Genomic DNA, 11,182 nt, shown 5'->3' with positions numbered 1-11,182 from the left:
GCCTGGCGCTCGCGCCTGTCCACCGAGAAGTTCATGCTCGATGGGCGCCACACCGGCACCGGCGGTGGCAACCACTTCGTCCTGGGCGGCGCCACGCCGGCGGATTCCCCCTTCCTGCGTCGGCCGGATCTGCTGGCCTCGCTGCTGGCCTACTGGCACAACCACCCGGCGCTGAGCTACCTGTTCTCCGGCCTGTTCATCGGCCCCACCAGCCAGGCCCCGCGGGTGGACGAGGCCCGCAACGACCAACTGCGCGAGCTGGAGATCGCCCTGGGCGAGATCGAGCGCAACAAGGCCGTCTATGGCGAGAACATGCCGCCCTGGCTGGTGGACCGCAGCCTGCGCAACGTGCTGATCGACGTCACCGGCAACACCCACCGCAGCGAGTTCTGCATCGACAAGCTGTATTCGCCGGATTCGTCCAGCGGCCGGCTGGGGCTGCTGGAGCTGCGCGCTTTCGAGATGCCGCCGCATGCGCGCATGAGCATCGTCCAGCAACTGCTGCTGCGTTCGCTGGTGGCCCGCTTCTGGAAGGAGCCCTACCGCGCGCCGCTGGTGCGCTGGGGCACCGAGCTGCACGACCGCTTCCTGCTGCCCACCTTCATCCAGATGGACCTCGAGGACGTGATCGAGGACATGCAGCGGGCCGGCTATGCCTTCGATACCGCCTGGTTCGCACCGCACTTCGAGTTCCGCTTCCCCAAGATCGGCGAGATCGCGGCCCGGGGCGTGCACATGGTGCTGCGCAACGCGCTGGAGCCCTGGCATGTGATGGGCGAAGAGGGAGCGGCCGGCGGCACGGTGCGCTTCGTCGATTCCTCGCTGGAACGCATCGAGGTCAAGATCAGCGGCCTGGTGGACCCGCGCCACCGAGTCACCGTCAACGGCGTCACGCTGCCGCTGCAGCCCACCGGCCGGGCCGGCGAGTATGTGGCTGGCGTGCGCTTCCGCGCCTGGCAACCGCCCTCGGCCCTGCATCCGACCATCGGCGTGCATGCGCCGCTGACGGTGGACCTGGTGGACACCTGGGCCCAGCGCTCGCTGGGCGGCGGGCGATACCACGTGGCACACCCGGGCGGCCGCAACTACAGCACCTTCCCGGTCAACGCCTACGAGGCCGAGAGCCGCCGTCTGGCGCGCTTCTTCCCCTTTGGGCACACGCCGGGCCAGATGGTGGTGGCCGAGGCCGAGCGCAGCCTGGAATTCCCGTTCACGCTGGACCTGCGCAGGGCCGGGCGCTGAGGCGGCGTTTCGTGATGTTTCCGTGACACATGACCGAGTGGAAAGGGCCACCCCCGAGCCCGGGCGCTGGCCCGGCAAGGCATGATCACGGGATGTCTTCCGGAGTGCCCGCCATCGTTCCCCTGCCGCCGCAGCAGCCCAGCCTGCTGTCGGACGAGCCCCTGGACCCCGTGGCCCTGGCCCACGGGGCCTTGCAGCGCGGGGATGAGGGGCATTTCGACGAGCTGACCGGCCGGCTCAACGAAGGTGCGGGCTCCGCGGGACCGCTGGCGCCGATCTGGCAGCGCTTCTTCACCTCCACCGGCGTGGAAGGCTGGCAGGACCTGCCTGCCCGGCTGGACCGCCTGCGCCACCGGGTGCGCGAGGACGGGGCCACCTACAACGTCTACGACGACCCGGACCAGCCCACCCGGCCCTGGCCGCTGGAACTGCTGCCCATGCTCATCGGCGCCGACGACTGGGTGGCCATCGAGCAGGGGGTGTCCCAGCGGGCGCGGCTGCTCAATGCCGCCATGGCCGACATCTACGGCGAGCGCAGCCTGCTGGACCTGGGCCTGCTGCCGACCTCGCTGGTGCTGGGCCATCCGCAGTACCTGCGCCCGCTGCACGGGGCCAGGCCCTTGGGCGGTGTGCACCTGCACGTGGCGGCCTTCGACCTGTCACGCGGCCCGGATGGCAGCTGGCGCGTGCTGCAGCAGCGCACCCAGGCGCCCTCGGGCCTGGGCTACCTCATCGAAAACCGGCTGATCGTCTCCCAGCAACTGCCCGAAGCTTTCCGTGACCTGCACGTGCAGCGTCTGGCGGCCAGCTTCCAGACCCTGATGGAAGGGCTGATGCGCATCTCGCCTGCGGGTGAGACCTCCCGCGCGGTGCTGCTCACGCCGGGGCCGCACAACGAGACCTATTTCGAGCATGTCTTCCTGGCCCGCTACCTCGGCATCACCCTGGTCGAAGGCGGCGACCTGACGGTGCGGGCCAACCGGCTCTACCTGAAGACCCTGCGCGGGCTGGAGCGCGTGCACATCCTGCTGCGGCGGGTGGACGACGAGTACCTGGACCCGCTGGAGCTGCGCCCCGACTCCGCCCTGGGCATTCCCGGCCTGGTGCAGGCCCTGCGGGCCGGCGAGGTGGTGGTGGCCAATGCGCCCGGTGCCGGCTGGCTGGAGAGCCCCGGTCTGGCAGCCTTCTGGCCCGGGGTGTCGCGTCACCTGCTGGGCGAGGAGCTGGCGCTGCCCAGCGCCACCAGCTGGTGGTGCGGCGAACAGACGGTGTGGGACACCCACAAGGGCCGGCTGGAGGAGTTCGTGGTCGCGCCCACCTTCCCGGGCAGCGACACCACCCACAGCTTTGCCCCCGTGCTGGCGGCCACGCAAGCGCCCAGCGCGCGCGCCAGCCTGGCCGGGCGCATCGAGTCCGACCCTGCCGCCCACACCCTGCAGGCCCGCAGTCGCCCTTCCGAGATGCCGGTCTGGCACGAGGGGCGGCTGGAACCCCGCCCGGCGGTGATCCGCGTCTTCGCCATCTCCGATGGCCAGGGCGGCTGGCAGGTGTTGCCCGGCGGCATGACGCGGGTGGCCACGCGGCGCGATGCCCTGCACGACCCCTGGCTGTCCATGCAGCGGGGCAGCGCCAGTGCCGACACCTGGGTGCTGACCGACGGGCCGGTGGACCCGACGACCCTGCTGCCCAAGCCGCTGAGCGCGACCGACCTGTCGCAGATGCACCGCAGCGTGACCAGCCGCTCGGCCGAGAACCTGTTCTGGCTGGGCCGCTACACCGAGCGGGCAGAAAACTCGGTGCGCCTGGCCCGCCTGACCCTGGAGTCGCTCTCCGGTGCCGCGCTGCACGAGGCCTCTCCTCCCGTGCTGACGGTGCTGGACCAACTGGCGCGCCGCCATGGCCTGGTGGGGGAGAGCGTGCCCTCGCCCCTGCAGTCGCAGCGGGTGTTCGAACGCTCGCTGGTCCACGCGCTGGGTGACACCCGGGGCGCCACCAGCGTGGCCTTCAACCTGCAGGCCCTGCAGGGCTGCGCCCAGGCGCTGCGCGAGCGCTTGTCGCCGGAGCACTGGCAGCTCATCCGGGAGGTGGGCGAGCAGTTCCAGGATCGGCTCTCGGCGATCTTCGAGTCCGCCTCGACCGATCCGATCACCGAGGTGATCGGGGCGCTGACCCAGGCGGATGGCCATCTGGCGGCCATCACCGGCGGCCAGACCGACCGCATGACGCGCGACGATGGCTGGCGCCTGCTCAGCGTGGGGCGTCAGCTCGAGCGCCTGGACTTCCTGTCGCACGCCCTGGCCTGCAGCTTCGAGCACGGCCTGCACCGCTGTGATGACGGCTTCGCGCTGATGCTGGGTCTTTTTGATTCCACCATCACCTACCGGGCCCATTTCCAGGCCCGGCGCGAAGTGCCTCCCTTGCTGCATCTGCTGGTGTTTGACACCGACAACCCCCGGTCCCTGGCCTGGGTGGGGCGCACCATGCGCGAGCGCCTGCTGAAACTGGCCCGCCACGAGCCCGACTGGGCGCAGGAGGTGGTGGAGAAATTGCCCCGGCCCGAGCAATGGTCGCTGGAGGCCTTGAGCGCCGACCGAGGCGACCACGCCCATCCCGCCCTGGTGGAGGCGCTGCAGGCCTGCAGCGTGCAGGCTCAGGCCGTGTCCGATGCCATCGGGCGCAAGCTGTTCTCCCATGTGGGGCCGATCGAACGCATGGTGTGGCAATGACGTCCCTGCGCTGGCTGCGGGTGCAGCACGAGACCCGCTACGACTACGACGCGCCGGTGGAACTGGCCCACCACGTGGCCTATCTGGGGCCCCGCGCGACCGAGGTGCAGCAGGTGCGCGGCTGGACGCTGAGCATCGACCCGCTGCCCGACGAATGGCTGGAACTGCAGGAGGAACGCGGCGAGCCTGCGGTCTCCGAAGACGGCCCGGCCCTGCCGGCGGCCCAGCGCAGCCTGGACAGCTGGGGCAACCAGCGCCTGGCCTTCAGCCATTCCCGTGTGCATGAGCGGCTGACGGTGCGCTCCACCTTCGAGGCGGGCCTGGCCGAGCCGCTGATGCCCGACACCGCCTGCAGCCCGGCCTGGGAGGAGGTGGCCGAATCCCTGCGCTACCACGCCGGCGCGGCCCACTCGGAGGCGGTGGAGTTCACCCTGCCTTCGCAGTTCGTGCCGCGCTCGGCCCAGTTGGCGGCCTTCGGCCGGCTGGCGTTCACGCCCGGACGCAGCGTGCTGGAAGGCGCGCTGGCCTTGATGTCGCTGGTGCACGAGCGCTTCGAATACCAACCCCTGGCCACCTCGGTCAACACCCGGGCGACCGAGGCGCTGAGCCTGTCGCGCGGGGTCTGCCAGGATTTCGCCCACGTGATGATCGGCGCCTGCCGCTCGCTGGGGCTGGCGGCGCGCTACGTCAGCGGCTACCTGCTGACCCAGCCGCCCCCGGGGCAGCCGCGGCTGGTGGGGGCGGACGCGTCCCATGCCTGGGCGGCGGTCTGGTGCCCCGACAATGGTTGGTTGGCCCTGGACCCGACCAACAATGTGCCGGTGGGCCTGGACCATGTCACCCTGGCCTGGGGCCGCGACTATGCCGATGTGGCGCCGCTGCGCGGTGTGATCCGTGGCGGGGGGCGGGCCCTGCCGCGGGTGGCCGTGACGGTGGCCCCGCTGGATGAATTGCCGCTGCTGCGCAGCGTGCCGAAGCAGACGTGATGAACGATTCTCTGGCCTGCTGGGGTTTCGCCCAGGCGGGGGCTGCACGCCCCCATGGCGCATCACCGGGCAGCTGGCTTTGGCGGCCAAGGCCCGCGTCGAAGGGGGCTGCTGGCGCTAGAGGCCCGGGCGCACGACACGCCTTCGGGTCAGCCCGCATGTTCGCTGGCCGCAGCCGAGGAGTCGCTGGACGATGTCCGCCTGGAACGGGTCTACCGCAGCCAGCGCCCCCAGCTGGGGCTGTCGGGCTTCAAGACCATGCCGGGCACGGTGCGGGTGGAGTGGGCCGCCGCCACCGGTCTGGTGGCCAGCTACGACGGGCCGCGCAGTCGCCGTCCAAGCCACGCCAAGCCGGATACCGGGGTGTGGATCGATGGCTGTTCCGAGGGCATGAGCCAGTCGCTGCGCATTGCGCGCATCACGCTCTGGGGCGCTGACCGGTTCAGTGCAGCGCTGTGGCCCCGCCGTGCAGGCGGCGCCAGGTTTGTGAAGGCAGTTCGTCGTAGAGCTCCCGATAGTCCTGCGCGAACAGGCCCAGGTGCCAGAAGCCCCATTGGGTGGCCGCTTCCGCCACCGAGCGGGCCGTCTTCAGCGCCCGCCGGGCACCGGCCAGACGCACCGTGCGCAGGAAGGCGGCGGGCGCCAGTCCGGTCACCTGCTGGAAGGCGGCCTGGAGCGTGCGACGGCTGACCCCCAGGGCCTGGCACAAGGTGGCCACGGTGTGAGGCGTCTCCGGGTCGTCCCGCACAAAGGCCTGGGCCCGGGCTACCAACTGGGCCGTGCGGTGGGGCACCGTGGGGACGATGTTGCCCGGCAGCAGGGCCAGCACGTTGGACATCAGCGCCTGCTGCAGTTGCGTGCAGGCGCGCTCATCGGTCAGCCGGGCCGGCAGGGCGCTGATGAGGTGCAGGGCACTGCTGAGCTGCTCCTGCAGGGCGCGCAGGCCAGCAGGATCCGCCCGGTGCAGCCCGGCCTGCGTGGCCAGGCGCCACAGGGCAGGGTGGTCTTCCTCGGTGGCCAGGGCCAGCAGATCGGCCAGGGGCAGATCCAGCCCCGCCATGGACAGGCCCTCGGGGGTCATGAACTCGAAGCCATCGGATCCGCTGAAGCTGCAGAAGTGGGCCTCCCGGGCCGGCCCCTGCCAATCGGTCCGCCCACAGAAACTGACCGGCCCCCAACCCAGCGACAGCGGCACGCCCAGGGCCAGCCGGTCGGCCGGGCGTGCACCACGCTGCAGCAGGCGGCGGCTGGTGTCCTCCACAAACAGGTGCGTCTGCGCCAGCCGTGCCTCCAGGAAGCGGCCCTCGAAGGCCCCGGCGGAGAGCTGCACGTAGTCCTGCTGCCAGCCCTGCAGCAGCGTGGCCTGCTCGTCCACGTCGTGGGACGAACGCTGCTGCAGCTGGGGGCGCGGGGATGGGGCGTGGCTCATGGTGTGATGCGGAAGGCTGGCCTCATCGCTTGCAAGCCATGTGCCATCGCGGGCGTGGTCGGTGTGCGCTGGGCGGCCGTTCGGGTGAGTCGCAGCCCGCTTGCCGATTTGCGATAGACCGATCTGGCCTGGATGCGGACCATCACGCCATTGCATCGAGCGAGGAGTGAACGCAATGAGTCAACCTGGGCAACTGAAGCCGGCGCTCAACGCCTGGCACCTGTGGGGCCTGGCCGTGGGCCTGGTCATCTCTGGCGAGTACTTTGGCTGGAGCTACGGCTGGGCCAGCGCCGGCACGCTGGGCTTCCTGGTGGCCACCATCCTGGTGGCGGCCATGTACACCACCTTCATCTTCAGCTTCACCGAGCTGACCACCGCCATCCCGCATGCGGGCGGCCCGTTCGCTTATGCGCAGCGCGCCTTCGGCCCCACCGGCGGCTTCATCGCCGGCTTTGCCACGCTGGTGGAATTCGTCTTCGCGCCGCCGGCCATCGCGCTGGCCATCGGCGCCTACCTGAACGTGCAGTTCCCGGCGCTGGACCCGAAGTGGGTGGCGGTGGGGGCCTACCTGGTCTTCATGGCGCTGAACATCGTCGGCGTGAAGACAGCGGCCACCTTCGAGCTCTTCGTCACCATCCTGGCCATCTTCGAGCTGCTGGTCTTCATGGGCGTGGTGGCGCCGGGCTTCTCGGTGGCCAACTTCGTGGCCAAGGGCTGGGCGGGTTCGGACACCTTCAGCCCCGCCGCCTGGTCGGGCATCTTCGCGGCCGTGCCCTTTGCCATCTGGTTCTTCCTGGCCATCGAGGGCGTGGCCATGGCGGCCGAAGAGGCCAAGGACCCGCACCACACCATCCCGCGCGCGTACATCGGCGGCATCCTGACCCTGGTGGTCCTGGCGGCCGGCGTGATGTTCCTGGCCGGCGGTGCCGGCGACTGGACCAAGCTCTCCAACATCAACGACCCGCTGCCCCAGGCCATGAAGATGATCGTGGGCGAGCACAGCGGCTGGCTGCACATGCTGGTGTGGATCGGCCTGTTCGGCCTGATCGCCTCCTTCCACGGCATCATCCTCGGCTATTCGCGCCAGATCTTCGCGCTGGCCCGCTCGGGCTACCTGCCGGGCTTCCTGGCGGCGGTGCATCCACGCTTCGGCACCCCGTGGGTGGGCGTGCTGGCCGGCGGCGTGGTGGGCGTCCTGGCCATCTTCAGCGACCAGCTGATCGTGATCGGCGGCCAGCCGCTGACGGCCAACATCGTCACCATGTCGGTGCTGGGTGCCATCGTCATGTACATCATGTCCATGGCCAGCCTGTTCGTGCTGCGCCGCAAGGAGCCGGGCCTGGCCCGTCCCTTCCCGGCCATCGGCTATCCGGTGCTGCCGGCCATCGCCCTGGTGCTGGCGGTGGGCTGCCTGATCACCATGGTCTGGTTCAACACGCTGCTGAGCGCCATCTTCCTGGGTGCCATGGCGGTGGCCTGGGTGTACTTCCACTTCTTCACCGCCCAGCGCCGCGCCGCGGTGGCCGAGCTGACCGTGGTCAGCGTCGAGGTGGTGCAGACCCAAGGCTGAGCGGATACTGGCTGGCATGGCATACACCCACATCCTGGGCGGGCAGGTCTGGTCCTTTGCGGACCTGAAGACCCTGCTCGCCAAGGCCAGCCCGCTGCGTTCGGGCGATGTGCTGGCCGGCCTGGCGGCCAGCACCGCCGCCGAGCGCATGGCCGCCCGCATGGCGCTGGCCGAGCTGCCGCTGCGCACCTTTCTGAACGAGGCGCTGATTCCCTATGAGGAAGACGAGGTCACGCGCCTCATCTTGGACCGCCACAACGAGACCGCCTTCGCCGAGATCGCCCATCTCACCGTGGGCGATTTCCGCGACTGGCTGCTGATCCAGGCGGTGGCACCCGAGGGCGAGGCAGCGCTGACCCGGGTGCGCGCCGGCATCACGCCCGAGATGGCGGCGGCCGTCAGCAAGCTGATGCGCAACCAGGACCTGATCCTGGTCGCCCAGCGCTGCCGGGTCATCACCCGCTTTCGCAACACCCTGGGGCTGCCGGGGCGCATGGCCATGCGCCTGCAGCCCAACCACCCGACCGACGATGCCCGCGGCATCGCCATCTCCACGCTGGACGGGCTGCTCTACGGCGTGGGTGACGCGGTCATCGGCATCAACCCGGCCGGCGACGGCCTGGGCCCGCTGACCGGGCTGATGCAACTGATGGACGAGGTGATCCGGCGTTTCGAGATTCCGACCCAGTCCTGCGTGCTCACCCACGTCACCAACCAGATCAAGGCGATGGAGCAGGGCGCGCCGGTGGACCTGGTGTTCCAGTCCATCGCCGGCACCGAGGCGGCCAACCGCAGCTTCGGCATCGACCTGGCGGTGCTGCGCGAGGCGCGCGAGGCGGCCCTGAGCCTCCAGCGTGGCACCCTGGGCGACAACGTCATGTATTTCGAAACCGGCCAGGGTTCGGCCCTGTCGGCCAACGCCCACCATGGCGTGGACCAGCAGACCTGCGAGGCCCGCGCCTACGGCGTGGCCCGGGCCTTCGAGCCCATGATCTGCAACACCGTGGTCGGCTTCATCGGACCGGAATACCTCTACGACGGCAAGCAGATCATCCGCGCCGGGCTGGAGGATCACTTCTGCGGCAAGCTGCTGGGCCTGCCCATCGGCTGCGACGTCTGCTACACCAACCATGCCGAGGCCGACTCGGACGACATGGACACGCTGATGACCCTGCTGGGCGCGGCGGGCGTGACCTTCCTGATCGGCGTGCCCGGGGCGGACGATGTGATGCTCAACTACCAGAGCACCTCCTTCCACGACGCGCTGATGCTGCGCCAGGTGCTGGGCCTGAAGCGTGCCCCGGAGTTCGAGGCCTGGCTGCAGCGCATGGGCCTGACCGACGATGCCGGCCAGCTGCTGCCGGTGACGCCGGCACACCCGCTGCTGCAGCATTTTGGAGGGTATTGAGGTGTCCAACGATCTCATCCGTCCCGATCCCTGGGCCGGGCTGCGCGCCCAGACGCCGGCGCGGGTGGGCCTGGGCCGCGCCGGTGGCAGCCTGCCCACGCGCGAGCTGTTGGCCTTTGGCGCGGCCCACGCCCAGGCCCGCGACGCGGTGCACCTGCCCCTGGACGTGCCGGCCCTGAGTGAGCGCCTGACCGCGCTGGGCGGGCCCGAGGTGCTGACCGTGCAGAGCGCGGCGGCCGACCGGGCCACCTACCTGCTGCGGCCGGACCTGGGGCGCCGGTTGTCCGCCGCCAGCGCCCGGGCGCTGGATGAGCGGGGAGCGGCCCCCTGCGACCTGCTGCTGGTGATCGGTGATGGCCTGTCGGCGGCGGCCATCGAGCGGCAGGCGGTGCCGCTGGTCGAGGAACTGCTGGCCCAGCGGCCCGAGGGCTGGACGCTGGGGCCGCTGGTGGTGGCCACGCAGGCCCGCGTGGCCATCGGCGACGACATCGGCGCCCGCCTGGGCGTGGCGCAGGTGGCGATGCTGATCGGCGAGCGGCCGGGGCTCAGCTCGCCCGACAGCCTGGGCATCTACCTGACCCACGCCCCGCGCGTGGGGCGCAGCGACGCCGAGCGCAACTGCCTGTCCAATGTGCGCCCCGAAGGCCTGCCCCCGGCCGAAGCCGCGCGCAAGCTGTGGTGGCTGGCCGAAGCGGCCCGCACATTGCAGCTGACCGGGGTGGGCTTGAAGGACCGCAGCGACGAGCGGGCGCTGCCCGGCGTGGACTGAGGTCTCAAAGGGGCTGGAGCCGCACCACCGGCCGCTCCGGCTTGCGTCGGGCGACTTCGGTGAAGCCGGCTTCGGCGTAGAGCGACGCCGGCCCGAACCACAGGGTGTCGTCGTCCAGCCGGCCGGTTTTGTCGACGGGGTAGGCCTCCAGCGTCACACCGCGCTTTCGGGCTTCCTGCTTGGCCGCACTCAGCAGCTCACGAGCCACGCCCTGGCCCCGGTGGGTCGGCCTCACCACGAAGCAGATGACCGACCAGACTGGCAGTTCGTCGACGGGCTTCATGACCGGGGAGCGCGCGAGCTTGGCATAGTCTTCGCGAGGTCCGAAAGACAGCCAACCCACGGCCTGTTTCCCCTCATAAGCCAGCAGCCCGGTGAAGACGCCAGCGTCCACCAAGGCCTGGAACTCGTCGTGGTTCACGTCGGCTTTGCGACGCCCCCGCGGCACCAACGGCTCTCCACTGCGTCGGTAATACATGCACCAGCAAGTGCGCGCCTGCGCGCAACCCCGTGCTTTGAAAAGGTCTTCCAGGTCAGACCACCGCTCCGGGCACAGCGGTGCAGTCAGGAAATGCAGGGCAGGGGCAGCCATGGCGCCATCCTGCCACTTTTGCAGTCGTTCAGGCGCCTGGCGCTCGACCAGAACCCGCGCGAAGGGCTCGGATCACTGCCGCCGCGCTCAATTCAGCGTTCAACGAGATCTCCAACGGGGCCCGGCACAAGCCAGCCTGCTCGTAGTGAAGGTTCTCGTAAACCACTGCAGCCGCGGGAAACGCCTGAAGCAGCTTGTCGAGGGCATCATCCATCGACAATTGCTCCAGTTGCTGTCGCAACTGCTGCACGACCTGCCGGTACTGGTCTGGGCTCACCTGCAGGGGCGAGGCCTCCAGTCGCTGCAGCAGGGCCGCAATCTCAGCGACCGGCTTCAGACGCGAGGGGAGAACAAAGGCGTGCATCGTGCTCATGTCATGACATTTGCGGACATGCACTCAGGTTTCAAGGGGGCAGGTCCGTATATGGTTGATGCTCGGACCGATGGTGGAAGGCGCCGC

9 protein-coding genes are annotated in these 11,182 nt (G+C 70.1%); 6 read left to right on the top strand and 3 right to left on the bottom strand.

The genetic code is table 11. The features are described from left to right. The 3 genes from I73_RS08720 to I73_RS08710 all read left to right on the top strand — a co-directional run. Positions 1-1,242, top strand: a 1,242-nt coding sequence (locus I73_RS08720; RefSeq protein ID WP_022980256.1) for a transglutaminase family protein, incomplete at its 5' end; no start/stop codon positions are given. 104 nt (positions 1,243-1,346) lie between these two features. Further along, a complete protein-coding gene (locus tag I73_RS08715; RefSeq protein WP_234409455.1) occupies positions 1,347-3,968 on the top strand; it encodes a circularly permuted type 2 ATP-grasp protein in 2,622 nt (873 codons plus the stop codon). Next, positions 3,965-4,954 (top strand): transglutaminase family protein, encoded by a 990-nt coding sequence (locus I73_RS08710; protein WP_022980254.1) that lies wholly within the window; start codon positions 3,965-3,967, stop codon positions 4,952-4,954. The genes I73_RS08715 and I73_RS08710 overlap by 4 nt, the downstream gene beginning before the upstream one ends. 442 nt (positions 4,955-5,396) lie before the next feature. Here the strand turns inward: I73_RS08710 and I73_RS08705 are convergent, their stop codons facing one another. Next, positions 5,397-6,383 (bottom strand): helix-turn-helix domain-containing protein, encoded by a 987-nt coding sequence (locus tag I73_RS08705; RefSeq protein WP_022980253.1) that lies wholly within the window; start codon positions 6,381-6,383, stop codon positions 5,397-5,399. 175 nt (positions 6,384-6,558) lie between these two features. On the opposite strand from I73_RS08705, the gene eat reads away from it, so the two are divergent. From eat to eutC, 3 genes are read left to right on the top strand one after another with little or no spacing between them, the layout of a single operon-like run. Continuing rightward, positions 6,559-7,953: an ethanolamine permease gene (gene eat / locus I73_RS26950; RefSeq protein WP_022980252.1), complete on the top strand. Its 1,395-nt coding sequence runs from the start codon at positions 6,559-6,561 to the stop codon at positions 7,951-7,953. A 16-nt stretch (positions 7,954-7,969) separates the two neighbouring features. After that, positions 7,970-9,361: an ethanolamine ammonia-lyase subunit EutB gene (locus I73_RS08695; protein WP_022980251.1), complete on the top strand. Its 1,392-nt coding sequence runs from the start codon at positions 7,970-7,972 to the stop codon at positions 9,359-9,361. A 1-nt stretch (position 9,362) separates the two neighbouring features. Continuing rightward, entirely contained in the window at positions 9,363-10,130 is a 768-nt protein-coding gene (eutC, locus tag I73_RS08690; protein WP_022980250.1) for an ethanolamine ammonia-lyase subunit EutC, read from the top strand. Between the two features lie 4 nt (positions 10,131-10,134). Here the strand turns inward: eutC and I73_RS08685 are convergent, their stop codons facing one another. Both I73_RS08685 and I73_RS08680 read right to left on the bottom strand, forming a co-directional pair. Then, entirely contained in the window at positions 10,135-10,722 is a 588-nt protein-coding gene (locus tag I73_RS08685) for a GNAT family N-acetyltransferase (RefSeq protein WP_022980249.1), read from the bottom strand. A 28-nt stretch (positions 10,723-10,750) separates the two neighbouring features. Continuing rightward, positions 10,751-11,095 (bottom strand): hypothetical protein, encoded by a 345-nt coding sequence (locus tag I73_RS08680; RefSeq protein WP_022980248.1) that lies wholly within the window; start codon positions 11,093-11,095, stop codon positions 10,751-10,753. Positions 11,096-11,182 lie beyond the last annotated feature (87 nt).

The organism is Ideonella sp. B508-1 (genome assembly GCF_000333615.1).
Taxonomy (GTDB): domain Bacteria; phylum Pseudomonadota; class Gammaproteobacteria; order Burkholderiales; family Burkholderiaceae_C; genus Ideonella.
This window is presented reverse-complemented; position numbering and strand designations above follow the sequence as displayed.

What these genes read in the sequence shown, in the direction of transcription:
- I73_RS08710 (WP_022980254.1), top strand. Translation starts at nt 3,965, where the DNA reads ATGACGTCCCTGCGCTGGCTGCGGGTGCAGCACGAGACCCGCTACGAC.
- I73_RS08705 (WP_022980253.1), bottom strand. Translation starts at nt 6,383, where the DNA reads ATGAGCCACGCCCCATCCCCGCGCCCCCAGCTGCAGCAGCGTTCGTCC.
- eat (WP_022980252.1), top strand. Translation starts at nt 6,559, where the DNA reads ATGAGTCAACCTGGGCAACTGAAGCCGGCGCTCAACGCCTGGCACCTG.
- I73_RS08695 (WP_022980251.1), top strand. Translation starts at nt 7,970, where the DNA reads ATGGCATACACCCACATCCTGGGCGGGCAGGTCTGGTCCTTTGCGGAC.
- I73_RS08685 (WP_022980249.1), bottom strand. Translation starts at nt 10,722, where the DNA reads ATGGCTGCCCCTGCCCTGCATTTCCTGACTGCACCGCTGTGCCCGGAG.
- I73_RS08680 (WP_022980248.1), bottom strand. Translation starts at nt 11,095, where the DNA reads ATGAGCACGATGCACGCCTTTGTTCTCCCCTCGCGTCTGAAGCCGGTC.